General features: G+C 48.5%; 22 protein-coding genes. 19 read left to right on the top strand and 3 right to left on the bottom strand.

The window, feature by feature from the left end:
- Nucleotides 1–43 precede the first annotated feature (43 nt).
- The 13 genes from G493_RS0116160 to G493_RS29655 all read left to right on the top strand — a co-directional run bounded on the left by G493_RS0116160 (nucleotide 44) and on the right by G493_RS29655 (nucleotide 14,212).
- The gene (locus G493_RS0116160) at nucleotides 44–508 is read left to right on the top strand and encodes an NfeD family protein (protein WP_028581231.1); all 465 of its coding nucleotides are present in this window, start codon (nucleotides 44–46) and stop codon (nucleotides 506–508) included.
- Nucleotides 508–1,455, top strand: coding sequence for an SPFH domain-containing protein (locus G493_RS0116155; protein WP_028581230.1), 948 nt, complete (start codon nucleotides 508–510; stop codon nucleotides 1,453–1,455). The genes G493_RS0116160 and G493_RS0116155 overlap by 1 nt, the downstream gene beginning before the upstream one ends.
- Nucleotides 1,456–2,030: 575 nt before the next feature.
- A complete protein-coding gene (locus tag G493_RS0116145) occupies nucleotides 2,031–2,918 on the top strand; it encodes a Tll0287-like domain-containing protein (RefSeq protein WP_028581229.1) in 888 nt (295 codons plus the stop codon).
- 152 nt (nucleotides 2,919–3,070) lie between these two features.
- A complete protein-coding gene (locus tag G493_RS0116140; protein ID WP_028581228.1) occupies nucleotides 3,071–4,219 on the top strand; it encodes an efflux RND transporter periplasmic adaptor subunit in 1,149 nt (382 codons plus the stop codon).
- 11 nt (nucleotides 4,220–4,230) lie between these two features.
- A complete protein-coding gene (locus G493_RS0116135) occupies nucleotides 4,231–4,908 on the top strand; it encodes an ABC transporter ATP-binding protein (RefSeq protein WP_028581227.1) in 678 nt (225 codons plus the stop codon).
- Complete coding sequence (locus tag G493_RS0116130) at nucleotides 4,905–6,113, top strand: ABC transporter permease (RefSeq protein ID WP_028581226.1); 1,209 nt, start codon at nucleotides 4,905–4,907, stop codon at nucleotides 6,111–6,113. The genes G493_RS0116135 and G493_RS0116130 overlap by 4 nt, the downstream gene beginning before the upstream one ends.
- Nucleotides 6,114–6,122: 9 nt before the next feature.
- Complete coding sequence (locus tag G493_RS0116125) at nucleotides 6,123–7,322, top strand: ABC transporter permease (RefSeq protein ID WP_028581225.1); 1,200 nt, start codon at nucleotides 6,123–6,125, stop codon at nucleotides 7,320–7,322.
- Between the two features lie 412 nt (nucleotides 7,323–7,734).
- A complete protein-coding gene (locus G493_RS29670; RefSeq protein WP_035274818.1) occupies nucleotides 7,735–10,119 on the top strand; it encodes a tetratricopeptide repeat protein in 2,385 nt (794 codons plus the stop codon).
- Nucleotides 10,116–10,439: a DnaJ domain-containing protein gene (locus G493_RS0116105; RefSeq protein ID WP_028581222.1), complete on the top strand. Its 324-nt coding sequence runs from the start codon at nucleotides 10,116–10,118 to the stop codon at nucleotides 10,437–10,439. Before G493_RS29670 ends, G493_RS0116105 begins: the two co-directional genes overlap by 4 nt.
- A 15-nt stretch (nucleotides 10,440–10,454) precedes the next feature.
- Nucleotides 10,455–11,111, top strand: a complete 657-nt coding sequence (gene grpE, locus G493_RS32360; RefSeq protein WP_028581221.1) for a nucleotide exchange factor GrpE — start codon at nucleotides 10,455–10,457, stop codon at nucleotides 11,109–11,111.
- Nucleotides 11,108–12,874, top strand: coding sequence for an Hsp70 family protein (locus G493_RS0116095; protein ID WP_028581220.1), 1,767 nt, complete (start codon nucleotides 11,108–11,110; stop codon nucleotides 12,872–12,874). Before grpE ends, G493_RS0116095 begins: the two co-directional genes overlap by 4 nt.
- Before the next feature lie 4 nt (nucleotides 12,875–12,878).
- Entirely contained in the window at nucleotides 12,879–13,142 is a 264-nt protein-coding gene (locus G493_RS29660; protein ID WP_028581219.1) for a hypothetical protein, read from the top strand.
- 116 nt (nucleotides 13,143–13,258) lie between these two features.
- Nucleotides 13,259–14,212: a ketopantoate reductase family protein gene (locus G493_RS29655; protein ID WP_051309380.1), complete on the top strand. Its 954-nt coding sequence runs from the start codon at nucleotides 13,259–13,261 to the stop codon at nucleotides 14,210–14,212.
- 2 nt (nucleotides 14,213–14,214) lie between these two features.
- Here the strand turns inward: G493_RS29655 and ilvY are convergent, their stop codons facing one another.
- Nucleotides 14,215–15,096, bottom strand: a complete 882-nt coding sequence (ilvY, locus tag G493_RS0116080; protein ID WP_028581218.1) for an HTH-type transcriptional activator IlvY — start codon at nucleotides 15,094–15,096, stop codon at nucleotides 14,215–14,217.
- A 182-nt stretch (nucleotides 15,097–15,278) separates the two neighbouring features.
- Between ilvY and ilvC the strand changes: the two genes are divergently transcribed.
- The 4 genes from ilvC (at nucleotide 15,279) to G493_RS0116055 (ending at nucleotide 20,310) form a co-directional block, all read left to right on the top strand.
- Nucleotides 15,279–16,751 (top strand): ketol-acid reductoisomerase, encoded by a 1,473-nt coding sequence (gene ilvC, locus G493_RS0116070; RefSeq protein WP_028581217.1) that lies wholly within the window; start codon nucleotides 15,279–15,281, stop codon nucleotides 16,749–16,751.
- Between the two features lie 591 nt (nucleotides 16,752–17,342).
- Complete coding sequence (rnhA, locus tag G493_RS0116065; protein WP_028581216.1) at nucleotides 17,343–17,807, top strand: ribonuclease HI; 465 nt, start codon at nucleotides 17,343–17,345, stop codon at nucleotides 17,805–17,807.
- A 438-nt stretch (nucleotides 17,808–18,245) separates the two neighbouring features.
- Nucleotides 18,246–19,652, top strand: a complete 1,407-nt coding sequence (locus G493_RS0116060) for a mechanosensitive ion channel family protein (protein ID WP_232363778.1) — start codon at nucleotides 18,246–18,248, stop codon at nucleotides 19,650–19,652.
- A 214-nt stretch (nucleotides 19,653–19,866) separates the two neighbouring features.
- A complete protein-coding gene (locus tag G493_RS0116055) occupies nucleotides 19,867–20,310 on the top strand; it encodes a VOC family protein (protein ID WP_028581214.1) in 444 nt (147 codons plus the stop codon).
- 277 nt (nucleotides 20,311–20,587) lie between these two features.
- Here G493_RS0116055 and G493_RS0116050 read toward each other — a convergent pair whose 3' ends face one another.
- Together G493_RS0116050 and G493_RS0116045 are read right to left on the bottom strand one after the other, a co-directional pair.
- Nucleotides 20,588–20,938, bottom strand: coding sequence for a zinc ribbon domain-containing protein YjdM (locus G493_RS0116050; RefSeq protein ID WP_028581213.1), 351 nt, complete (start codon nucleotides 20,936–20,938; stop codon nucleotides 20,588–20,590).
- A gap of 194 nt (nucleotides 20,939–21,132) precedes the next feature.
- Nucleotides 21,133–21,546 (bottom strand): MarR family winged helix-turn-helix transcriptional regulator, encoded by a 414-nt coding sequence (locus G493_RS0116045; protein WP_205623701.1) that lies wholly within the window; start codon nucleotides 21,544–21,546, stop codon nucleotides 21,133–21,135.
- A 191-nt stretch (nucleotides 21,547–21,737) separates the two neighbouring features.
- Here G493_RS0116045 and G493_RS0116040 point away from each other — a divergent pair, with 191 nt between their 5' ends.
- Both G493_RS0116040 and G493_RS29650 read left to right on the top strand, forming a co-directional pair.
- A complete protein-coding gene (locus G493_RS0116040; RefSeq protein ID WP_028581211.1) occupies nucleotides 21,738–23,585 on the top strand; it encodes a heavy metal translocating P-type ATPase in 1,848 nt (615 codons plus the stop codon).
- 591 nt (nucleotides 23,586–24,176) lie between these two features.
- Nucleotides 24,177–25,593, top strand: a 1,417-nt coding sequence (locus G493_RS29650) for an RHS repeat protein (RefSeq protein ID WP_035274811.1), incomplete at its 3' end; no start/stop codon positions are given.

Raw genomic sequence — 25,593 nt, 5'->3', positions numbered from 1 at the left:
AGTCTTTCATTATCATGTGATTTACCTCGCAAGGAGTATGTTCATGCCTGATATCTCATTGTCGCCGATTCTTATCTGGTTTCTGGTAGGCATTTTCTTTTACCTGACAGAACTGGCCCTGCCAGGGTTTATAGTCTTTTTCTTTGGCGTCGGAGCCTGGTGTACCTCGCTATGCGTCTGGCTCTTTGATATGAGTCTGTCGATGCAGTTACTGATTTTTATTAGCTCTTCCCTTGTTGCTCTCCTTGCGTTGCGCTCTTATCTTCGAAACGCTTTCCTTGGGGCAACCAGGGACCTGGATGATAGTGTAATAATGGGTGGTGCCAAGAGTACAGGCATAGTAACCGAACAAATTATTCCCCCTGCTCAGGGTAAGGTTAAATATGGTGGTTCATTTTGGAAGGCCACGGCAGATATCCAGATTGAGGAAGGGAGGGTAGTTGAAATTGTTGAACAGAAGGATCTGACGCTTAAAGTAAAACCTGCTGCTGCACAAGGAGAAGAATAATGGAAATGCTCATTGGTGTGATATTTTTAGTTGGCCTTATTTTTGTCATTTTAATTAAAACCGCTGTGGTGGTGCCCCAGCGGAATGAGTTTGTTGTTGAACGGCTTGGCAAGTACAGAACAACACTTGATGCGGGATTTCATATATTGATCCCCTTTCTTGATAAGGTTGCCTACAAGCGAAGCCTGAAAGAAGAACCTATAGATATCGGTGCCCAAACCTGTATCACAGCCGACAACGTTACCCTGGAAGTGGACGGTGTTCTGTATCTGCAGGTGGTTAATTCACGTCAGTCAGCCTATGGAATTATGGATTATCATTTTGCTGCAGCCCAGTTGGCCCAGACCAGTCTCCGTTCCGCCATCGGTAAAATCAATCTGGATAATACCTTTGAGGCCAGGGAAACCCTGAATCAGCAGGTGGTTGATGCCCTGGACGAGGCTGCCCAGAACTGGGGTGTGAAAGTCCTGCGTTACGAGATCAAAGACATTGAGCCACCCCGCACAGTTCTGGAAGCCATGGAAAAACAGATGAAGGCCGAACGAGAGAAACGTGCAGAGATTGCCAAGTCTGAAGGTCAGCGCCAATCCATGATCAACCGGGCCGATGGTGAGAAGGCAGAGGCCATTGCGCTTTCTGAAGGTGAGAAAATGAAACGCATCAATGAGGCCGATGGCCGTGCCCAGGAAATCCTCAAGGTTGCAGAGGCCACAGCAGAAGGCATTCGCAAGGTCGCTGAAGCACTCAGTCTGCCAGGAGGGCATGATGCTGCAAATCTCGAGGTGGCTAAAAAGTATCTTGATGAGTTTGGTAAGCTTGCCAAAGAAAATAATACCATGATTCTCCCCGGCAACCTGACAGATGTCTCGGCCATGGTCGCCACTGCCATGTCCACCCTGGAACACAGTAAAAAGGGCGGCTACCCAGTCCCTCCGTCTGTCGGCTGAGTTTCCCGCAGCTCTCAGTATGTCTCAATAATGCTGTCTCCTTTTAGGGTTACGGGAAAATAAATTACCCAATCTTGCTTGTCTCTCAACTCGGTAACGTCGTAGCGTCAATGGCTCAATACGGCCAGTATGGAACCATTGACGCTATGACGTTACCAAACCGATATCCTACGCAATTTTTGGATATGTATTATTTTCTGCGACCCTGATTTTCCGGCCATGGGTGCTTTTTGTTGATTGTATTTCCGTGGCCGGACCTTTTTTTAGTATGAGCAACAGTCCTGTTATTTGGTTATCGGAACTACGCTCAGAAATGCCATCTTTCATTGCCTCAATCTCTTTCTCGTAAAAGAATCCCCACTACGGAAATAATGATATTTCTTGTTATTTCAACCTGTGTCTCTCTATAATACAAAATGAACGGGGAACAGTAAGGATATGTTTGAGTTTCTGATACTTGTTATAACTTGTGATGCCGTGCAACTACTCACTGGCGAGCTTGGCCTGGACGATGATATATGAATTTTTTACTCCAGGCAGATGTCCTACAGTTAATCTTTTGCTAGAGGTGCTGAATGAGTATACGGGTTAGATTTCTATTTCTCATCGGAGTGCTCAGTGTGATGTCCATACTGATTATTGGTATTTTCAGCTACCAGTTCAGTATGGATAAGGCCTTGACCGATGCCAGGGAAAAAGGGGAGCTGGTGTTTAATTTTTTGGAAGCGTCCCGTGCGCATTTCAGAAATGAACAGAAGCCAAATATTGAGAAACTTCTCAATACATCTACCCTGCAGGAAGAGCTTCCAGCGCATCTGGTTTCAGGATTTGCTTTGACCCGGGGGGTGTGGGACAAGTTTCTGGAAAGGAACACCGATTATATTTTTAAACAGGCAACCCTTGATCCCCTGGTGGAAACAAATAAAGCCGATGAAGAAGACCTTAAAATAATTCGTGATTTTCAGGCCAATCCCGGTAAAGTGCAACTTTCAGGAACCACTGTCAGGGAGAACGGGAAATACTACTACCTTGCCGAGCCCATACCTGTTAAAAAGAAATGTCTCACCTGCCACGGTGATCCGCAGGATGCTCCTGCCTGGCAGCGGAAAATCTATGGTACAGAGAATGGTTACAATTGGAAGGAAGGCGATATCGCATCAGCATATATCGTGTATGTGCCTGTGCAGAAGGCGGTAACTCTTGCCCAGAAAAATGCATTGGTTCTTATCGGTATCGGTACCAGCGTTATCCTGGTACTCATGCTCTTGATCTGGGCTACGTTTCAACGCTATGTCATCAATCCTCTTTCCATGTTGGAAGAACGGACCGTTCAAATCAGCCTGGGTAAAAATTTAGATTCGCCCATAGGTATTCAAAGCAAAGATGAAATCGGTGCGCTGGCAAGTGCCGTGGACAGGCTACGCATCAGTGTTGAAAAAATGCTTTCCAGGTTAAAAAAATAAAATAATACACAGCAGGACAAGAGGTGTATTGCGTGCCGATTGATCATGAATGTCCCGTGTCCGTTTCCAACTGAGTACGGGGCGCGGCAAAGAAGAATTTTCCAACGATTGCCCAGGACATCGGTTCATTCCTGTATGAGGTTTCTGCTGACGTGAACAAGCGCATCATCATCTTTATACTTCTGGGGCTCCTGCTCGTTGTGATAGGATATCGTTTTCTTACCAGAGAACCTGATCCTGTTCAGGTGCTCGTCCAGGCAGCCCAGGCAGGGGCCATTGAGGCAACTGTTTCCAATACCCGTGCCGGTACCATCAAGGCCAGGCACCGTGCCAAACTGGCTCCGGCCATTGGTGGCCAGATAGAATCCCTACATGTGCGCAAGGCGGATTCCGTCAAAGCCGGCCAGGTGCTGTTGACTATCTGGAATAAGGACATTGAGGCAGATCTCAAGCTTGCCCGTGCCCAGGTAAACGTGGCCAAATCAACCTCCCATGAGCGCTGCCTTATGGCTGCGTACAGTAAACGGCAGGCTCAGCGTTTAACAGAATTGCGTGCCAAAAAGACTACCTCCGAATCAGCCTATGACCAGGCACTTTCAAATGCCGAAGCCCAGGCTGCAGCCTGTTCTGCAGCCAAAGATCAGATACTGGTCAGTATGGCCCGTGTGGCCTCTGCAGAGGCTTTGCTGGAACGTACCATACTCAAAGCTCCCTTTGACGGTATGGTGGCTGAAGTCAATGGCGAGGTGGGAGAGTATATCACCCCTTCCCCTCCAGGTATAGCAACGTTGCCTGCCATAGATCTTGTCAACACGGAAAAACTGTACGTTGCAGCTCCCATTGATGAAATTGATGCTGCCCAGATTCAACCTGGCCTGGCAACAAGAATCCATATTGATGCATATCCGGATACGGTTTTTCCCGGAACTGTACGCAGTATCGCTCCGTATGTCCTGGAACTTGCCAAACAGGCTCGAACAGTGGATGTGGAGGTTGACTTTGCCGGCCAGGCAAAGGAGAAAAATCTCCTGGTAGGGTACAGCGCTGACGTCGAAATAGTGGTTGATTCCAGAGAACAGGTTATCCGTATTCCCACCGAGGCCGTTATTCAGAGTCAATATGTGTACATTCTTGACAGGGAAAGCGGTACTCTCCGTAAGCAGGAGGTGGCCACAGGCCTGGCAAACTGGAAAGAAACGGAAATTCGTTCAGGGGTGTCAGCCGGAGAGCTGGTTGTGACTTCCGTGGATAGAGAAGGGCTTGCCGATGGCGTACGCGCAGAAATCGAGGAAAGCGATTAATGCAGCATGCCATGATACAGTTGCAGGATATCTGTCGGACTTTTGTCGTGGGTGACCAGGAAGTGCGGGCGATGGATCATGTTTCCCTCACTGTTCGGCAGGGAGAGTACCTTTCGATCATGGGGCCTTCAGGATCTGGGAAATCCACCCTGCTCAATATCATGGGACTGCTGGATACTCCCGACAGCGGCACCTATCTCCTGGAAGGTAAAGACGTGACCAGGCTCCAGGATAAAGAACTCGCCTCTATCCGTAACAGAAAGATAGGGTTCATTTTTCAGTTTTTTCATCTTATTCCAAGGCTAACAGCCAGGCAGAATATTGAGTTGCCCCTGCTTCTGGCAGGTGTGGGGAAGTCGGAAAGACAGAAACGCTCCTCGTCTCTACTGGAGCGTTTTGGTCTGGCCACCCGCAGCCATCATCGTCCAGAGGAACTTTCCGGCGGGCAACGACAGCGGGTTGCCATTGCCCGCGCGGTTGTCACCCGTCCGGCAGTACTCCTTGCCGATGAACCCACAGGGAACCTTGACAGGGAATCCGGCAACGAAATTGTGGAGCTCATGGAGGAGTTGAACAGGGACGGGTTGACTCTGGTGGTTGTCACCCATGACCAAAACATTGGAACCCGTGCCCGACGGACTATTGAGGTGGTGGATGGACGTATCTCCCTGGATAAGGTTGTTCCGTGACCTTGTTTAATTCTATGGCATATGGACTGCACAGCCTTCGCAGCGGCAGTGTGAGGACATTGTTGATGCTGCTTGCCATGTCCATAGGGGTTGCCGCTGTCGTCCTGCTGACCGGTATCGGCAATGGTGCCCGAGGTTATATAGTCAATGAATTTTCATCTCTTGGAACAAACCTGATCATTGTTATTCCCGGGCGTGCGGAAACCGCATCCGGTACTCTCTCAACCCTTGCGGGAAGAACGCCGAGGGATTTAACCCTTGATGACGCCAAGGCATTGACCCGTAACAGCAGGGTAACGAGGGTGGCTCCTCTCAATATCGGTGAGATGAGCGCTGCCAGGGGGCGCAGGGAAAGGCAGGTTCCTGTTTTGGGGTCAACTGCATCGTTTCTGAAGATACATCATCTGCAAATGTCCCGGGGAACATTTCTGCCCGAGGGAGATGCCACTCTGGCCAGGCCGGTATGCGTGATTGGCAACAAAATCAGCCGCGAATTGTTTGCTGATCAATCACCCCTTGGTGAACAGATTCGTTTGGCCGGATACCGCTGCAGAGTTATCGGTGTGCTTGAAGGGCAGGGCAGGTCCCTGGGAATGGATACCGACGAATTGGTCGTGGTACCGGTTGCCTTTGCCCAGATGCTGCTGAACACAGAAAGTCTGTTCCGTATCCTGGTGGAGGTCCAGCATTCCGAGGCTATCGATAAGGTGAAAACTTTTATTGGGGATACCATCAGGCAACGTCACTATGGCGAAAAAGATGTGACCATTATTACCCAGGATTCGGTGCTTGCGACCTTTGACACGATTTTCCAGGTCATGACCGTGACCGTTGCCGGTATTGCCTCAATTTCCCTGGCTGTTGCCGGTATACTGATTATGAATGTCATGCTTATGTCTGTATCCCAGCGCACCGCAGAAATAGGTCTATGCAAGGCTTTGGGAGCAGCCAGGGGGCAGATCATGCTGCTGATAGTAAGCGAGGCGCTTCTCCTTTCAGCCTTTGGCGGGTGTCTCGGCCTGGCCCTCGGCTTGGCGGGAGCCCGTATCGCATCCTGGCTTTATCCTGCCCTGGATGCCACACCTCCGTTCTGGGCAATTGGTGCTGCATTGGGAACAGCACTGCTGACCGGTCTGATCTTCTCCCTGATGCCTGCACGCCGTGCAGCCGGTCTTGATCCTATCCTGGCACTTTCCAGGAGGTAGAGGGGAGAGATGGAATTTGTTGAATACCTGCGTTTTATCACCGGATCGCTCGGTCATAAGAAGTTACATTCATTTCTCACCGGGCTTGGCATTGCCATTGGCATTTCCGTTGTTATTCTTCTTACTTCTCTGGGGGAAGGCCTGCATCGTTTTGTCCTCTCTGAATTTACCCAGTTCGGCACCAACCTGATAGCTATCAATCCCGGCAAAGTGATGACCATGGGGACCCCTTTGGGGGTGTTGGGCTCAGAACGTCTCCTCACTATAGAAGATGGCGAGGCCCTGCGAAGTATTCCAGGAATACGTGCAGTGGTTCCTATGTTGCAGGGAAATGCTGAATTAAAGGCCAATGGCAGAACACGGCGATTAACAGTGTACGGTGTCGGATCAGAAATGGACACTGCTTTTCAGATGCACGTGCGCAGTGGAAGATTTCTTCCTGATGATGATCCCAGGGCCGCAAGGCCCTATGTGGTACTGGGCCATAAAACCAGGCAGGAACTGTTTCCCCATCGAAATCCTCTGGGCGAGCGCATTCAGGTTGGCGATTTTTCAGGCAGGGTGATCGGGATTATGGAGCCAAAGGGTCAGATTCTAGGGTATGACATGGACGATACGGTCTATATTCCTGCTTCCCGCGGACTGGATCTGTTCAACAACGATGGCTTGATGGAGATAGATATTCTTTACCGGGAAGGAGCAAGGGTAGAGGAGATCGTCGCTGCTGTGAAAAGAATCCTGGTAAACCGCCATGGTCAGGAAGACTTTACCATTACCACCCAGCAACAGATGCTGGATGTCCTTGGCTCGGTATTGGGTATGCTGACAGTGGCAGTGGGCGCTCTGGGCGGGATTTCCCTGCTGGTCGGTAGTGTCGGCATCTTTACAGTTATGACCATTGCCGTTCGGGAACGGGTTGCAGAAATTGGCCTGTTGCGGGCTCTTGGTGCCGGGCGTCGGCAGATACTGCTGCTGTTCCTTACAGAAGGCGTACTTCTTGCCGTTATCGGCGGCGGTGCCGGGTTGCTGGTAGCCCTTGTGCTGGTACTGCTGATAAAAATATACGTTCCGCTCATGCCCGTCCACACTCCCTGGAATTTTGTTGTGCTCGCAGAGCTACTTTCCATGGGGATTGGCATCCTCTCCGGCCTGTTTCCAGCCATGCAGGCCGCCCGCTTTGATCCTGTTCAGGCATTGCGTTCCGAATAGAGAACAGGTATGGTGTCTGGTTCAAGACGTTCTTTATCCCGCATTTCTCATGACCTTTTTGAATAACTGTGTAACCATGTTGAATGGAAAGTTTTTTCTCAACATGCCTGAAAAGCAGAGTATTTTTCAGGGGGAATTCAAAAAAATCACTCCGGCGGGCGAGCAAATTTTACAGCATCTGCTTTGTTACCGTACACCTGCCGGAGTTCGCTACGGCTATATGTCCGGTGTTTAGCATTTACTGTTAAATATGCTTGTGAGAAATCCGGGCCGGGAATTCCTTTTTGCCTGTTTGGCAATGGGGTTTTTGTTTACGTGTACAACATGATATACATTTACTGTGGCAAACAGGCAGTGGGGATGAAATTGTTGTTGCTTGCTGCCCCTCCATTTTGTCTCAGCGGTTATTTCCATGGCGAAAAAGAGAAAGAAAAACGTACGTTCAAAACGTAGTGATTCACTGCAAGGGCTATCCACGCCGGAGCTGTTGAATCGTGGAAAACAGTTTTTTGAGCAGTCTAAGTTTCGGGAGGCCATAAACTGTTGCAAGCAGGTCATCAAAAACGATGATCTGGAGGACTCCGCAGAACTTTTCCTTTTGCTGGAACAGTCATATATCGGGAGGATCGATGAACTCAGTGAAAAGGAGATGCTTAAAGAGGCCTTTGTCATTCTGGAAAATATGGTTCGTTTTTTTCCAGAAAAATCGGGCGATATCATACGCCTGAATTTACTTGTCCGAAGCGGAGAGTATGCCCAGGCTGTCGCATTGTTCTCAGATTGCCAGGATCGTTTGTCTGTGGAACAGATACAGCGAATGCACGTGTTACAGGGAGCGTTGCTGCTAACCAATGAGCTTTCACTGGAACAGATAGATGCTGATTGCGCGGTAGCCAGAGACTACCCCCTGGCACAGGAAGCTGTCTGTTTGTTTACAGCAGAGAAGCATAGTGCTCTGCAGCAAATATTGGGTAAAATTTCTTTTCGTTCACCTTTTAAAGATCTCAGGCTACTGTTGGCAGGGGTATCCCAGCTTGCTGTCGATGCAGAGAAGGGGCAGTCGTTGCTTCGGAAAATTGCCCGGGACTCCCCCTATTTCGGTTTTGCAACAAGCTACTTGGGCCTGGAGATGTCTTCACGGGAAATCATAGCCTCGGTGCGCCCATTACCCAGAGACGCGCGCCAGGAGTTTTTTCTTCAGCGGAATGTAGATCTCAAAACCTGCCAAGCTCTGGCAAGCTTGCTCGATTCTGATGATGATCCGGAGCAGCTTTACAGGTTTGTTAAGAAGAATAAACACTTGTTCAGCCGTGAAAAGTATACGCTACTCGAAAAAAACCTTCTTATATATTGCGGAGAATCGGGTGCCCGAAAACTGGAAGCCTGCAAGTACCCTTTGGCAGAAAAATATCGTCTGCTGGCATTGACGGTAGAGCAGGATGGGGCAGGTTTTTATGCCCAGGATTTTTGGGAGGAATATCTTGCAATCAGGGAAAAAGCAGGTGGTTTTCCCGCCAAGGAAAAGGCGATGATTTATCGGCATATGGCAGCTACTATCCCTCCAGAAGTAGATCATTTTGAACCGCAAAGAAAATATTCTTTACTCAAACTGTCGCTGGAATACGATCCTTCCCATGCTGAAACCTGGCTGGCAGTGGCCCGTTCAGCAAAACAGCGTAACTCTGTTAAAGCCTATTACGATCATCTCAATGAAGCTGTCCACAATCTGCCGGACAATGTAGATATTCTGCTTGCCTCCATGAAAGCTGCTGCAGAACGAAAAGCCTTTAAAAAGGCATCCAGGATTGCTCAACAGGTTCTTGCAATTGATCCCATTAATATCAAGGCATTGGATTTTGTGGTGGAATCCCATCTGGAGCATGCCCGCAAACTGGTAAAACAGACAAAATGGCAATTGGCTGAAAAAGAGTTGCATGCTGCGGGAACCCGGGTGAAATCACTACGTTTTCGGGGGCGTAATCGAATAGGGCTCGGCATGGTCCGCCTGCTGCAAAAAGATGATCAGGGACTGGAGGATATACGTCTTGGAAAAGAAGAAAACGGCAGTATGCTGCTTGGTGCGTTGCTGACATCCCTTGAAGCCAGATTGTATCAACTGCCATCCTCCGTGCAGAACCGTTTTGATCGTGAACTGAAAAAGGTAGCAGCAGACCTGAATCCCCCGAAAAAGAGAGAATGTCTGCGTATTATTTCCTGGTTATCTTCTTTCCCTGAAAATCAGCAAAGCTCTCTCCATGAAATTTGCGGTCAGTTGGGGCGTTATTTTTCCAGAATAATCGACCTGGAATGGAATGCTGACGAAGGGCTTTCCCTGTGCCGTACACTGGAAAGCCTGGGGCTGGATACTGCATTGGGCAAATGTGCGCGTCGCCTTGAAAAAAGATTTCCTGGGCGATTGGAATTCAAGGTATGGCGTCTGGTCGGGGATTTTATCAAAAGTAAGCGGCCTCCAGGGCTGGAGGGAAACTTACAGCTTGAAGACTTGTTTGATATATTGGTTGAGACTGGTCAACATGAGTTCATAGATCATATTATCGATGTACTGCAAGAGCGCAGTATTGATTATTACAATATGGATATAGGCATTGAAAGGGAGAACCTTGCCGGGTTTGATATGGAAGATTTTCTGGAAGAGGTGTTCAAACCCCGGAAACCGGTGCCAGAGAAGAAACCCAGGCAGAACGCCAAACCCAAATCTGGGCAAAAGCAGGAGAGCACCTCCGGTCTTCCCCCCCTGACCGGACGCCAACTCAATCTTTTTGGGGATGAAATATGAAGACTCCTTATGAACTGCTTGATATTTCTGAGCAGAGTAACGATGAGCAGGTGAGGCAGGCGTATCTGGGCATGGTTCGTCGATATCCCCCGGAACAGCATCCTGAAATGTTTCAGAAAATATTCGACGCCTATGAATTGATCGGTACTGAAGAAAAACGGTTGAGCTATGCCTTGTTTCATCGGCAGTTACCCACAGTTGCAGACGTGTTTGAACTGCTGGTAGACAAACGGGCCGCACCAGTCAGCTCTTCACCTGAAGAATTCGCTGCTGCGTTGCAGAGCGGGGTAGGTACTTTTTGTCGTAAATTTACACTTTAATAGCCATTGACGAATATGGATAATTTCCAAAAAACAGCATTACAGGAACAATTCAGTACCTACCTGGATATGGTGGATATGCCGGGTTCTTCTGATGAAGGCGTTGATCTGATGAGCCTTTTTCGTGAGCTGTCCGGACTGAAAAATGAAGTTCGCCTCGAGTCGCGTCAGTTAAAAGGTGCGCTGGATGATTTCCGCCAGGCGTTTACCGCACTGGACCATGGCCAGCAGGAACTGATCGCATCGTTAGAGAAAAGCGATGCTTCGGTACCGGAGGATATTTCTCCTGAAAATTCTGCACAGGTGCAGGGGATGATAGATCTGTACGATCGGGTTCGATCAGGATTACAGCAGGCTCCGCCGGTGGAGACCTGGCTTGAGAAACTGCTGGGCGTCGGACGTCGCTACCGCAAATGGGAGCAGGGGCATCGTGAGGGACAGTCCATGCTGCTCAAGCGCATCGAACAACTGTTGGAGCAGGAGAATGTTTCCGCCATGGATGTGGTGCACCAGCCCTTTGATCCATATCGGATGAAGGCTGTGGGCTCGCTCTCAGAGAAAAAGGAAGAGGATGGAATAGTGCTCGAAGAGCAGCGAACAGGGTTTTTGATTGGGAATCGAATACTTCGAGTAGCAGAAGTGATTGTTAATAAAAAAGGAACATCAGCATGACAACAGCAATACTCGGTATTGATCTGGGAACCACAAATTCAGAAGTTGCTTTCTACGAAGACGGGAAGGTCACGGTCATTGAAGGGCCGGACGGAAAATTGTTTCCATCCTATGTCGGGCTCGATGACCAGCAGAACCTGCTGGTCGGCGGTGCTGCCAGGAATCAGTATGTACTGTACCCTGAACGCACCATTAAATCCATCAAGCGGCTCATGGGCAGCAGCGATCCTGTGGAGATGGGAGACAGCCGCTATATGCCCCAGGAGATCTCGGCAATGATTCTCAGGCATCTGAAACAGGCGGCAGAAGAATGTCTGGGGCACAGCATAGAACGTGCGGTGATCACTGTTCCCGCATTTTTTTCAGATCAGCAGCGCCGGGCAACCAGGGAGGCCGGTGAAATAGCCGGTCTTGAAGTTGTGAAGATGATCAATGAGCCCACCGCCGCCACCCTGGTGTATGAGTCCAATCATGTCGGCAGCAAAAGGGTGTTGGTGTATGATCTTGGTGGCGGAACCTTTGATGTCTCTGTGGTGCAACTTCAGGATGGGGTTATCGAAGTGGTTGCCAGTCATGGCAATAATCAACTGGGTGGAGATGATTTTGATACCCTGGTGGAAGAATGGATACTTGAGCAGCTGCAGGAGGATGGTATCCAGGATGTGTCCAGACAGGCACAGGCGAGGATCAAACGGGCGTCGGAAGAAGCGAAAAAGGTGCTTTCCGTTCATCCATTTGCCCAGATTGAAGAAGAGTATTTGCTGGAGCATGACGGCGGACCTTACAATCTCAACCTGGAACTTGAGCGAACTGCCTTTGAAGAGATGATCACGCCGTTGATTGACGAGACCCTGGATAGCGTGCATGTGGTGCTCAAGGATGCGGGGCTCACCGCTTCAGATATTGATGAGGTACTGTTGGTTGGCGGATCTACAAATATTCCCCGGATCCAGAAAGTACTGGAGGAGGTTTTCAGCCAGCCTCCGCGCCGTGAGGTTGATCCGGATCTCTGTGTTGCCTCCGGAGCAGCCCTGCAGGCTGCCATGCTCAGTGGTGAGCAGGTGCAGTCCATTCTGGTCGATGTGACGCCATACACCTTTGGCACCAGTGCCATAGGTGATATTGACGGCGAGTATTGCACGGATGTGTTTGTTCCCCTGATTACCAAAAATTCCCCGGTTCCGATAACCCGCAGCGAAGTCTTCTACACCGTTACAGATAACCAGAAAGATGTGGAAGTAAAGGTGTACCAGGGTGAAGCAAGTCATGCCCTGGATAATCTGGAAGTCGGCAGCTTCCATATACAGGGGCTGTCACAACGCCCGGCAGGCAGTGAGATTATTGCCACCTTTTCTCTGAATACCGATGGAATTCTCCAGGTCCAGGCAATGGAAAAGGCAACCGGTATGGCTAAATCGATTACCATTGATAATGTTTTGTCCCGTGATTCCGAGGAAAGTCTTGCAGCAGCCAGAAACCGGATTAACAGGCTTTTTGGTGCAGATTCAGCTGATATCGAAGAGGAGCCGGAGGAAGATGTTGGCGAGGACAATGGTACCGGGTCTGAACCTGGAATATCAGCGGAGGTCCTTTCCTTGATTGAGAAGGCGCGCAACCTCATGGACACGGTGTCTGAGGACGACCGTGAAGATCTGGTTGACCTGGTGGAACAATTGACCACAGCCAGTAAGGAAAACGATACTGCCCGGGTGGAAGAGGCCCTGGAAGAGCTTACGGAAATTATTTTTTTCCTGGAGTCCTAGAAGTATGGAACGTTGTCCCCACTGTAGAGCGCGTATCAAGGACAAGCCTATATGCCCCCGCTGTGGAGCCGATTTGTCCTTTCTGCTCATTGTTGAAGCACAGGCCGAGGAATATACTCAAAAGACGATGCAGCATCTGTTGGCCGGGGACCTGCAGCGTGCGCAGGAGTGTGTTGCAGCAGCCGTTTTCCTCCATGCCACGGAATTTAACAGGGTACTCATGGGCTTTGTTCACACCGTAATCTCGAAACAATGCGAGGATTGCTGATGTTTGCGCGATCAGGCTGGCTTAGGTGTGACCAATATGCTATCCCGGTACTTTTTTATAAACGACTGAGGTGAGCACTATCTGCTCACGTAACATAACGGCTGTTGAGAGAAACAATGCGATTTGTAATTTTTGGAGCAGGAGCTTTGGGGCAGGCCCTTGGTTGCCTGCTCAGTCAGGATGGGCATTCAGTTGACCTGCTGTTACGACAACGTTTTATTCCGGCAATTGAAGCACAGGGGCTCAAGGTTGATGGCGTACTTGGAGAATTTTCTGCCAAACCAGGTACCTTGGGATTGTACGACAGTGTGGAAAAGTTACCTGGCCACTATGATTATGCCCTCATAACCACTAAATCCTATGACACCGATCTTGCCATAAAAAGTCTGATGCCCTTGCAGGAACGTATCGACTGTTTTGTTTCGCTGCAGAATGGTTGTGGGAATGTTGAAAAACTTGCAGCAGCATTTTCACCGGAAAAAGTCCTCGGGGGCAGGGTGATCACAGGTTTTGAAATAATCGCACCGGGAACGGTAAGGATCACTGTCACTGCAGATGCCGTCCATCTCGGAGACAGTATCCCTGGGCACGTATCGCAGAGTGCACTGCAACTGGCTGACATCATCCGCCAGGCAGGTCACCCGGCAGTGGCTGTGGAAGATGTCCATCAATCCCTGTATGCCAAGCTGCTCTATAATTGCGCCCTCAACCCTCTGGGAGCTGTGCTTGGTGTTCATTATGGCCTGTTGGGGGAACAGGAAGAGACACGCAACCTGATTGACGCTGTTCTTGAGGAAAGCTTTGCCGTGGTTGCCGCGCTGGGCGGATCGCTCCCCTGGAACAGCGTGGAAGAATACAAGAAACTCTTCTACGAAACCCTTCTTCCCGTTACCTACAATCACAGGCCTTCCATGTTGCAGGACCTGGAAAACGGGAAACAGACTGAAGTTGACAGCCTGGTAGGATATGTAACTAAAAAGGGGGCTGAACTGGGGGTGGCGACTCCAACCTGCGATATGCTTACTGCCCTTATTCGTTTTCGCCAGAAAATGGTGACCGCTCAGTCGTGAGCTTATCCCTGCTGGTGGAGAACAGTTTCCCAGAAGGCCTTTATCAGCGGTGTTTCCAGTCGTCTGCTGATGGTGCAGACGCCTATGGAAAAGGGAGAGAGCTCCGGTGCGCTCTCAATGACCTGGACCTGGTGTCTCATCAGGCTTTTTTCAAGAACCAGCAAGGGGATAACGCCCACACCGCAGCCAAGGCTGACCATGGTGAGCAGCGCCTCGTTTCCAGCCACCTGGGCATAGATATTGGGCCGGATGGCGTTGGTCCTGAACCAGCGGTCCATACGTTCCCTGCTCAACCCCTGCTCAGCCAGAATGATCGGGGTATTGCTCCAGTCGATCTGCCCCTTCTCAATGCGGAGTATGTCCGGATATTCAACAGGCGCGATAAAAACCAGTGGTGTTTCCGTTACCTTGATGGTGGCAATGGAGGCTGGCAGTTTTTCTGGCAATGCAGCAATGGTAATATCCGCTTCGTTGGCCAGGAGTTTGGGCAGGGCCATGGCCGCATCACCTGTCTGGAGCAGGAGTTGGATGCCGGGGTGTTGACTGCGAAACGTGTTGAGAATGGCGGGAAGAATGCTGTTTGCCGCCGTGACCGAGCAATACAGCGAAATACTACCGTTTAAATCTTCAGTGGCAGCCAGCTGGTCCTGAAAGGTGAGCCACAGCCTTCGGCTTTCTTCTGCATATTTTTGAAACAAGATGCCCGCAGGGGTCAGGGATACAGAGCGGTTATTACGGTGAAAGAGAGGTTTACCGACCTCCTCTTCCAGACGTTGTATGGCTCTGGTGAGGGTGGAAGGCGTCATGTTGTAAACGCTGGACGTCCGGCCAAAATGCAGAGATTCTGTCAGGTGCAGAAAGATGTCTAGAATTCTGATATCCATGGGGGGGGGACTGAAAGAAGAGTTCACTGTTGCAGTACCATGGTACTGCGATAACAGAATGTTGCAAAAAATGCAATGTCTGGTTGCAATCAATTCACTTTTCGCAACGAATAAATCAGGTATACTTGGCAGCAAGTAAGAATTGTTTGTTATATTCATTAAGGAACTACGAGGAGATCATTATGGCGGAAAATTATTTTAATACACTGCCTCTGCGCTTGCAACTGGAGCAATTGGGCAAGTGCCGGTTCATGGATGCGTCTGAGTTTGAAGGTGTTGGCAAACTGCAGGGCAAAAAAATTGTGATTGTCGGTTGTGGTGCCCAGGGCCTGCATCAGGGATTGAATTTGAGAGATTCCGGTCTTGACGTCAGCTATGCGCTGCGGGACAGCGCCATTGAAGAGAAGCGCCAGTCCTGGAAAAATGCCACGGAGAACGGTTTCAATGTCGGCAATTATCAGGAGATGATTCCCACAGCTGATCTGGTTATCAACCTGACCCCGGATAAGCAGCACAGCAACGTGGTTGCTGCGGTTATGCCTCTGATGAAGCAGGGCGCCTGTCTCTCATATTCCCATGGTTTCAATATTGTGGAAGAGGGAATGCAGATTCGTGACGATCTTACCGTGATCATGGTTGCTCCCAAATCTCCTGGAACCGAGGTCCGTGAGGAATACAAGCGAGGCTTTGGCGTGCCAACTTTGATTGCCGTACACCGTGAAAACGATCCTAATAATGAAGGATGGGATCTTGCCAAAGCCTATGCATGTGGGCTTGGCTCGGATCGTGCCGGTGTTCTGGAGTCTTCTTTCATTGCTGAAGTGAAGTCTGATCTCATGGGTGAGCAGACCATTCTCTGCGGTATGCTGCAGGCCGGCTCTCTGCTCTGCTACGATAAAATGATCGCGCAGGGTGTTGAAAGCGGCTATGCCTCCAAGCTGGTGCAGTACGGATGGGAGACCGTTACCGAAGCCCTCAAGCATGGTGGTATCACCAACATGATGGACCGTCTTTCCAATCCTGCTAAGATTAAAGCCTTTTATCTTGCAGAAGAGATTCGCGAGATCCTGACTCCGCTGTTTGAAAAACATATGGACGATATCATGTCCGGACACTTTTCCAAAACCATGATGGAAGATTGGGCGGCCGGAGATGCGAATCTTTTGAAATGGCGCGGCGAGACAGCGGAAACTGCCTTTGAGAAATCTGAATCCACCACAGCGGAAATTTCAGAGCAGGAGTACTTTGATAACGGCATTCTCATGATTGCCATGGTCAAGGCTGGCGTTGAGCTTGCTTTTGATACCATGGTTGCCGCCGGAATCAAGGAAGAGTCTGCATACTATGAGTCCCTGCACGAGGTTCCCCTGATTGCCAATACCATTGCCCGTAAAAAACTCTATGAAATGAATGTTGTTATTTCAGATACAGCAGAGTACGGTAACTATCTTTTCGCCCATAGCGCAGTGCCCATGCTCAAGGAGTTCATGGAAAAAGTGAATACTGATGTCATTGGAAAAGGGCTGGATATAAAAGATAACCACGTGGATAATGTTGAGTTGATTCAGGTCAACGAGGGTATTCGTTATACAGCCGTTGAGATGGTTGGTGAAGAGCTGCGTTCCTATATGGGAGCTATGAAACCAATCTTTTAAGAAAAAAGTAACTGCTTACAACACACCTGATCTTTCCGCGATTAGCCAGGCTTACGTATGACCTATGCACTGCGCCAGCCTGCTTGCGAAAACCTCAGGCACCCTGTAACCACGTTATACATACGGGAAGCTTCCCTGTGAGGGGTTACAGAAAATAAAGAAAAGACGTGTTCGCTCTGGTTGAGCTGCACCATCTGGTGCTATCTGCACAGTCGAGAAGAATACGCAGTAAGAGGCGGTGAGCCCGAATTACCAGTGGTGTCTGGTATTGGGGCCGGAGAAGCATCGCTGGCCAAGGGCGCTGTATGGAAATATACAGCGCCCTTGCTGTTTGTGTGGTAACGCACTCACAGTGCACCTGATCTTTCCGCGATAACCCTGGCTTACGTTTAGCCCCATACGCTGTGCCGCCTGTGTGTTCTCAGCTACTCTTTAATCCGTTACACATACAGGGAGAGTTGGTAAGCTTAGTCACTTCCCCTATGGGGAGTTATTTAGTATGTATAGAAAAGATTGCGAGGTGTTTTTCAAAGAGGACATCTTCTCCGCTCCATTATACAATATTTGATGAGTTCTCATGCAGGTGGATGTATGAAGCAGGTGGAAATTTACACAGATGGCGGATGCCTCGGGAATCCCGGGCCAGGCGGTTATGGCGCCATTCTGACCTTTGGCGAGCACAGAAAAGAACTGTCAGGCGGTTATGCGCTGACAACCAATAATCGCATGGAGCTCATGGCGTGTATCAAGGCGCTGGAGGCGTTGAAGTTCCCCTGTAAGGTGACCATAACCAGCGATTCCAAATATGTGGTCGATTCCATGACTAAAGGCTGGGCTAAAAGGTGGCGGGCAAACAACTGGAAGCGTAACAGCAAGGATAAGGCCGAAAATCCTGATTTGTGGGCCATCCTGCTTGACCTGGCAGAACAGCATACAGTTGATTTTGTCTGGGTTAAAGGGCATGACGGACACACGGAAAATGAACGCTGCGACCAGTTGGCCAAGGAAGCAGCCTCAGCAAATGCTCTTGAAAAAGACGGCGGCTATGATGGCTGATCCAAAAATACTTTGTTTTTCAGGTAGGTCTGGCAAGCGCTGGTATTATACGTGGTTCATGTATATTTGAAGAAGTCATGAGTAAGCAGGGAGAGGCTTGTCCCTCGTCGATCTGCTTTCGAACATCTCAGACACCCTGTAACAAGTTCCAACTACAGAGGCGTTTTATGGTAACTGATCACAGACTCCACCAAGTCTCCCGATGGTCGCTTATCTCTTTGCATAATCGCGGTTTCGCGCATAGATAGCCTGCCGGAGTCTTCGCTTACCTGCGAAAAAACTGCGCTTGTCCAAATTTGAAGCACCTGTGACCAGTTACAACTCAGAACTCATTGGAATACCAGTGTTAACCCCGTGATCAGTTACGTTTCATGTGTATTCGTCTCACTTGTCGTTACCCTTGGTGAAAGATTGCGAAAATTTTCTAAGGAGAAGAACGTGCATTACTGGACTCGGCAGTTTTTTTCTGTTTTTGGCTTGCTGTGTTTTCTATTCTGTTGCGCACCATTCCCAACTTCTGCAGATGAACTCACAGAACTCATAACCGGGAAAGCCGCTGAACCTTCGGTGACCAATGACAAGGTCATTGCCAAAGAGAGCAGCAAAAACGAAGACCGTAAGATTCAGCAACGGCTCACCCTTATTTTTGCCGAGTTAGAATCCCTTCAAGACATAACCCTCTCTGTCAGCCAGGGAGTTGTGACCCTACAGGGGAAAGTCGACACTGCAAGCGCTGAAAGCAAGGCGCTGCAACTGGCAAGTCAGGTTGAAGGCGTGGTGGAAGTGCAGAATCAGTTGGTGGTAACCCGCAGTGTTGAATCCAGGCTTGAAAGTACCTTGGAAAAATTTCGTAAGGTAGGGCTGCAGCTCGCATACAGTCTGCCCCTTTTTTTGCTGGCCCTCCTGGTGTTTGCAGTGATGTGGTTGGCTGGAAAGTGGATTTCAAACCGGAAGTGGCTCACCCATAAATTTGCGCCCAACGCATTTATTGCAAACCTGATTGGCCAGTTTATACATGCTGTGTTCATGTTGTCCGGGTTGGTTCTTGCCTTGAACCTTCTTGATGCCACGGCATTGCTTGGTACCATTCTCGGTGCAGCCGGTTTGGTCGGACTGGCTGTCGGCTTTGCGGTTAAGGATACCGTTGAAAACTATATTGCCAGTATCTTCCTGAGCCTGCGAAATCCTTTTGAGGAGAATGATTTTGTAAACATTGATGGTATGGAGGGAAATGTGGCGCGTCTGACATCCCGGGCAGCGATTCTTATCTCTCCGGACGGTAATCACATCAGAATTCCAAATTCAACAGTATTTAAGGCTGTTATCATAAACTATACCCGGAAACCTGAAAGGCGTTTCCAGTTTCAGGTCGGAATATCTACAGAACAGGATCTGGTACAGGCTCAGTCGTTGGCTCTGCAGACCCTTGTTACCATGGAAGGTGTTCTTGACGAGCCCAAGCCCTTGGTGTTGATTGAAAAACTGGGTGACTCCAATGTGGAACTTCTCATTTATGCCTGGGTAGATCAATCCAAACACAGCTTCGGAATGGTACGAAGCGAGGCAATCCGTCTCGTGAAAAAAGCCTTTGACAGTGCGGGAATATCCATGCCTGAGCCGATTTTCAATCTACACATTTCAGAGAGCGGCAGCATTTCTTCCAAAAAATCTGAACAGCAGAGACCGAAACAAGCTTCAACAATGGCAGATGTCCGGCTTTCCCAGGTACCTGCAACAGACATGCAGGATGTAAGTGCAGACAGAACCGTTGAACAGCAAGTGGCTGAAGAGCAGATTTTGAGTGATGGGGTGAACCTGCTGGATAAAAATGCTCCTCAGGAATAATTGCTCTCCGATTTTACCTCGTGCCAGTCCATACATGGTCCTTTCGCCCGATGGTTGTGTTCAAGTATGCTTGAAGGTAAGCGAAGACTCCGATATTAACTGTGTGCCTGTTGTCAAATTTTGAAGATACCTCGAAGTCTCCCCTGCCCTTGAACGGAACCCCTCACCAGTGGACAGGCACTCTTTTTTTTGGGTATTCAAAAAGGATGATTTCATGAGATTTGCTCATACAAATATCGCAGCCAACGATTGGAAAAAACTCGCAGATTTTTATATCAATGTCTTTGAATGCAGAATCAAGCCACCCATAAGAAATTTAGAGGGAGAATGGCTGAATAATGCAACTGGTTTGCAAAATGCCAAGCTGCAAGGTGTTCATTTAACCCTTCCGGGCCACGGAGATAATCCACCGACCCTGGAGATTTTCACCTATGAAGAAATGGTTGAGTCGCCTGAGAGTATGGCCAACTCCACCGGAATTACTCACATTGCCTTTGAAGTTAATGATGTCAAAGCTATTTTCGACAAGGCATTGGAAAATGGAGCTACGCAATTAGGCTCAATTGTGGAGAGAGAGGTCGAAAACGTCGGGGTTCTGCAATTTGTTTATTTTCGTGATCCTGAAGGGAACATTGTCGAAATCCAATCCTGGAAATAATCATTGTGCCTCGTCGCACAGTGAAACATCCCTGAAAAAGAGTGTTTTTTCAGGGATGTTTATCAAAGGGCATTATTGCAGGCCGTTAAACATGTTTTCAAAAAAGTCATGAGAAGTTCGGGCGTAACTACTCACAGGGGAGACGGAGAATATGAAATCTCCCTGTATTTGTAACTGGCTACAGGGTACCAGAAATTTTCGCAATCAGGCTGGCGCAGCGCATTGGATCATACGCAAGCCAGGCTGATCGCGGAAATATCAGGTGCACTGTGAGCAGTTACGCTTTTTTAACGACTGAGCACTTCAGATACATAGAACCATGGCCTGCAATTTTACAGGAAATGTCATGGCCGTTAACCGGCTCAGTCAGTAATTTGATATTTTTGACTTTGGTGCCTGATTTTATGGTCTCTTTTCCTGCTTTGAGGTTTTTGATTATTGTGACGGAATCTCCATCTTGCAAAGGTGTGCCATTGGCATCAACAAATTGTGCAGGCTCTCCTGAAGAGTCTGCAGCTTCTTGATCTGCCGACCACTCGTGGGAGCATTCCGGACAAATCCAAAGATGTCCATCTGGGTATACGTAGGGTGAATGGCATTTGGGGCAGGTGTTTTTTTCGGCTGACATTATAGGTTACCGGGTTAAGGTTGAAGAAATACTGAGTTTATAATCAGTGAGTGATTGTCCATAAACGGCCTCCTTGCCCGATATCTTTGCTCTCTTCAAGGCTTTATCCTCGGAATATCAGGTATACGCCTGTGCTGAAATTTTGAAGAGGCCTTACTCTCGAACAACGATCCTCATATATGGACAGTGACCAGTTAAAAATTTTCCATGATTTTTTTCACTGCTCCATAAAAATTGGCCTGCTCTTGTTCGGAAAAACCTGCCATCATCTCCCGTGTCAGGTTGATGTGATGGTTATGGTGCATTTTAAACACCTCCTGGCCTTTCTCCGTCAATTCGATCAGATATGATCGCCTGTCCGACTTGTGTGGGACTCGGCGTAAGAGCTCTTTTTCTTCTAGCCGATCGATGCTTACGGTCAACGTTCCCGTCGTCACTCCAAGTTTGTCCGCAAGCTGTTTCATTTTTATGGCACCCTCGTGACCAACGATCTCAATAGTATGATTTTGCGCTGTTGTCAGCCCGCTATCCTTGACGACTCCTTCTTCCCAGGTGGAGAGCTTTTCATAAAATTCGATAATGGTTTTTGATAGTTCTTTCACATCCATCATTGTATCCCGAGCAAAAAGAATTGTTGAAGAGGGTTGTTGAAATTTCTGAATGTATAAACTTGTTGCGGTTGTTATTCAATCATTGATTGCTGTTCAAATATCTTGACAGTCAAGGTAAAAACATGTAGTAAGCTAGTCAAGTATTTTGATTATCAAACTTAATCCTGAGAAATATCAAGAGACATATTATGATAGGCCGCCACGCAAATTTGAGTGTTTACAGAGAATTATTTCGATCAGAAGACTTCATAAAGGTATCCCTTGGGGCGTTACTTATTCCCATTTCTTTTCTCCTGCCCAAGGAGCAGATTGTTCCGTTTTTTAACTTGGGGCTTCTTGATATGGTTCTTCTGGTGTCAATAGGTATAAATGGGTTACCGATAATCTTTGACGCTGTGAAAGGGATAATTCATAGAGAAATCAACGTCGATGAATTGGTGAGTATCGCAGTTATCGCATGTGTACTTAATGGTAATTATCTTGAAGGGGCCGTAGTGAGTGCAATCATGGTTCTCGGAGCTTTGATTGAAGAGGCGGTCAGCGACAGTGCCAGAAATTCAATAAAGCAATTAATTGAGGTTACACCGGGCACAGCTATCCTGGAGCAGAATGGCATCGAGATTGAGGTAGATATACAAGACGTTAACATCAATGATGTTGTGATCCTCAAAGCTGGAGACACCATCGCCGTTGACGGGACAGTCATTGAGGGGGCAACCGCAGTTGATGAGTCATCAATAACAGGAGAGTCTCTACCTGTGTATAAAAAAGCAGGAGAAAAGGTGTTCGCCGGCACCACCTGTACAGATGGATTTATCAAGATTCGAGCTGATCGGGTAGGAAAAGATTCGACCATTGGCCGCATTATTGAAATTGTGGAGAAAGCCGAACAGCAAAAGACCCGGAGCGGTAAGATTGTCGACGCCTATGCCGCGTGGTTTACACCCGCGATTCTATCTGCTGCACTGCTCACGTATATCCTTACTCAAGACATAACCCGTGCGATTACAGTTCTGATTGTCGGTTGTCCCTGCTCATTTCTACTCGCGAGTCCCGTCACTACGGTCGCTGCTATCGGAAGAGCCGCCAAGGCTGGAATAATGGTTAAAGGAGGAAAATATCTTGAGAATATAGCTGACGCAACAGCGTTCTTTTTTGACAAAACCGGGACTATCACTTCCGGAGAACCTGAAATCGTAGCAGTAACCACGGTGGAAGGTGTATCAGAAAACCAGGTGATAGCAATGGCCGCTGCCATAGAAAAAGGTAGTCTGCATCCTCTTGCTGCTGCTGTTGTTAAAAAAGCAGAGACACTACAGTGTGATTACAGTAAAGCGACGGACATACATACTGAGGTAGGGCAGGGAATATCAGGCCGGGTTGAGGGGGCTCTGGTTGAGATTATAACCAGTAGTACGCTTGATGATAATGGCTACACAAACGTTGATGTGCTCGTTGAAGGGAAGAAATACGGTTCGATCAGTTTCATGGATCAGCCTCGTGTTGCAGCCAAATCAACGGTGCAAGCTCTAGCAGGTCTGGGTATTACCCAAATCGCGATCATTTCCGGAGACCAGCATTCCTCGGTTAAAAGTACTGCAGAATCGGTAGGTATCAGCGAATATTATGCATCCCAAAAACCCCTTGAAAAGCTGAAGAAGATAGAGGCATTAGCAGGAGATGGTGTGGTCTATATTGGTGATGGTATCAATGACGCACCAGCACTGAAATCTGCAGATACTGGTATTGCCATGGGTATTAGAGGGGCCGACGTTGCCTTGGAGACTGCTGATATCGTATTGTTGAATGACAGGCTGGAACAACTTCCTTTTCTCATTCGGTTGAGCAGAAAAATGTCCCGGACCATAAAAACAAATATCTGGTTAAGCTTTGGTATAAATTTTATCGCAGTGTTTGCAGGGGGTATGGGGTTGCTTACACCGATATCAGGAGCAGTAACTCATAATATTGGTTCCATCCTTGTCGTCACTCTGGCTGCATCAATTAGGTTTATGCGGGAAGAAGGAAAGAGGTAATAGAGTGGTTAGAGAGAAAAGGGGCGCAGAGTAAAAAATGCTGGCTTGCAGCCGCAGAGTTTAACAAACGAAAAGAGAAAATAAAGACAGAAAAAGAAAATATCACATAAGGAGCAGCTGATGACAGGATTAGCTCGCTTTCACCTGCAGGAGTGCCTGTCCATGGTATTCAGCGAGGCAATAATCTTTAAGAGCTTATTTCCAACATGTAATGCTCAATACTTCCGCTTTCCCGCATCTCATTTGTTGCAATGAACTCTGGTAGGGTGCGCCGTGCGCACCATGAAATTGTAATAAGGGGGGCCTCACCAAAAGAGCCTGGCCAGCTAAATTCCAAGATGCCTCATTTTTTATCGTTGTGCCGCAAGGGGAATTCGGTGATCAGATCCTTTTGTATTGCTAACTCGCTGTAAGCTGTTATTTTTCAGGGGCTTAGTTCTTGGCTTACTGTGAAAAAGCATCCTGTTGTTGCTGTTTCACCTGTACAACCCTGAGTTCCAGGTTTTCCCTGAAAGCTTTAAACCGCAGGGTATGTTTACGCACTGTTTATAGAAATATATTGGCCGCATTCTCTTTCGCTTTCCTTCCTTTATGAAAATATTACCTTCCGTACAGAAATTCCTCGCCCTGATAGCAGCATTTTTCCTTTGCACTTCCATCGCCTATGCAGACCTTGGGCTTAGCTCCAGCGATTTTGGCAGCCAATCCGTAGATGGCAGTCAAGTGGATGGTGTACAGGTGCACTCCCTGGATGACGAGACCAGTGATGCCGGTAATCAGCATGATGGTGCAACTGATGATAGTGGTTCGAGTGGTGATCCTGGAACCAACTCCCCTGTCTGTGAGACACATGATGGCAACGGTAGTTCCGAAGGTTCTTCCTGTAACATGTGTCCGGAAGGTACCGCTGTACCTGATAAGGATTCCACAACCCAGTCCTGCAATAGCAAGCCCTGTAAGAAAACCTATTCCTATGTGAATCTCTTTACCCGGCAGTACCAGGATGATCTGGTGGACATGTCTGTCAAGGTTGCAGGCGGTCATGCCAAAGTTTACCGTCTCTACGTGGATGGTAAATGGCAGTTCGAACACGAATTCAACCGGATTCAGGGTTCATCTGGAGATAACACCCTTAAAAAAGGTAATCTGACCTATCATAAAGAGGCAGGCGGCCTCTATCGATACAGAACCTTTACCCTGCATGCTCTGGATACGGGTTTTCGCTGGCAGAATAAAAAAGGGGAATATGTGCTCTATGATGGGCAGGGACGCATGGTGGAAACCGGGGACCGAAGGGGCGTGCTCACCTATTATACGTACCAGGGCAATCAGTTGTTTACCATTCAGGATCGCAGCCACGCCACGGTGTTCGATTTTACCTATACTGATCAGGGCAAGATCCGTCAGGTTGCGGACCAGAATGGCCGCACTCTACATTACACCTGGGAAAACGATTTGCTCACACGGGTAACCGATGTGCTCGGGCATGCTACACGATACAGTTATAGTCAGCAGGGGCAGTTGACAGCCAAGGTCGATGAAGCAGGACGCATGTTTTTTATCACCTATCATCCCGATGGTGCGGTGAAAAGTGTGCTCTCCCGTATGGAAGGCGGTTATTATTTCAGCTTCAAAACCCATTATGCAAAAGTCACCACAAGTATGGGCAGGATCAGCGAGTTCTGGTTCCTGGACAATGGCGAGACTTCCAAGGTGAAGCGTGACGGCGTTACCATAAGTAGCGAAGAGTATTATCCGGGTGGCCGCACCACCGTTGATGAGCTCAATAATAGGGTAATAAAAACCTATGACAGCAACAATAACCTGCTTAGCCAGGAATTTGCCGATGGGACAAGCATCTCCTACACCTACGATGCGAAAAATAATCTGCTCAGCAGAACCGATGAGCTTGGCGTTACAACCCATTATACGTATAACGACATGGGCCTGCCCACTGTGGTTCGCAAGGCGTATCAAACCATTGACGAGCAACGAACAGAGCTTGCCT

The sequence above is a fragment of the Desulfogranum japonicum DSM 18378 genome (assembly GCF_000429945.1).
In the GTDB taxonomy this organism is placed as follows: Bacteria; Desulfobacterota; Desulfobulbia; order Desulfobulbales; family Desulfobulbaceae; genus Desulfogranum; species Desulfogranum japonicum.
This window is presented reverse-complemented; position numbering and strand designations above follow the sequence as displayed.

Bases quoted from the DNA above. Each gene is read 5' to 3' on its own strand.
- rnhA (WP_028581216.1), top strand. From the start codon at position 17,343: ATGAAGCAGGTGGAAATTTACACAGATGGCGGATGCCTCGGGAATCCC.
- ilvY (WP_028581218.1), bottom strand. From the start codon at position 15,096: ATGGATATCAGAATTCTAGACATCTTTCTGCACCTGACAGAATCTCTG.
- G493_RS0116045 (WP_205623701.1), bottom strand. From the start codon at position 21,546: ATGGATGTGAAAGAACTATCAAAAACCATTATCGAATTTTATGAAAAG.
- G493_RS0116125 (WP_028581225.1), top strand. From the start codon at position 6,123: ATGGAATTTGTTGAATACCTGCGTTTTATCACCGGATCGCTCGGTCAT.
- G493_RS0116040 (WP_028581211.1), top strand. From the start codon at position 21,738: ATGATAGGCCGCCACGCAAATTTGAGTGTTTACAGAGAATTATTTCGA.
- G493_RS0116155 (WP_028581230.1), top strand. From the start codon at position 508: ATGGAAATGCTCATTGGTGTGATATTTTTAGTTGGCCTTATTTTTGTC.
- G493_RS29660 (WP_028581219.1), top strand. From the start codon at position 12,879: ATGGAACGTTGTCCCCACTGTAGAGCGCGTATCAAGGACAAGCCTATA.
- G493_RS0116050 (WP_028581213.1), bottom strand. From the start codon at position 20,938: ATGTCAGCCGAAAAAAACACCTGCCCCAAATGCCATTCACCCTACGTA.
- G493_RS0116135 (WP_028581227.1), top strand. From the start codon at position 4,231: ATGATACAGTTGCAGGATATCTGTCGGACTTTTGTCGTGGGTGACCAG.
- ilvC (WP_028581217.1), top strand. From the start codon at position 15,279: ATGGCGGAAAATTATTTTAATACACTGCCTCTGCGCTTGCAACTGGAG.
- G493_RS0116095 (WP_028581220.1), top strand. From the start codon at position 11,108: ATGACAACAGCAATACTCGGTATTGATCTGGGAACCACAAATTCAGAA.
- G493_RS0116055 (WP_028581214.1), top strand. From the start codon at position 19,867: ATGAGATTTGCTCATACAAATATCGCAGCCAACGATTGGAAAAAACTC.
- G493_RS29655 (WP_051309380.1), top strand. From the start codon at position 13,259: ATGCGATTTGTAATTTTTGGAGCAGGAGCTTTGGGGCAGGCCCTTGGT.
- grpE (WP_028581221.1), top strand. From the start codon at position 10,455: ATGGATAATTTCCAAAAAACAGCATTACAGGAACAATTCAGTACCTAC.
- G493_RS0116160 (WP_028581231.1), top strand. From the start codon at position 44: ATGCCTGATATCTCATTGTCGCCGATTCTTATCTGGTTTCTGGTAGGC.
- G493_RS0116105 (WP_028581222.1), top strand. From the start codon at position 10,116: ATGAAGACTCCTTATGAACTGCTTGATATTTCTGAGCAGAGTAACGAT.
- G493_RS29670 (WP_035274818.1), top strand. From the start codon at position 7,735: ATGGCGAAAAAGAGAAAGAAAAACGTACGTTCAAAACGTAGTGATTCA.
- G493_RS0116145 (WP_028581229.1), top strand. From the start codon at position 2,031: ATGAGTATACGGGTTAGATTTCTATTTCTCATCGGAGTGCTCAGTGTG.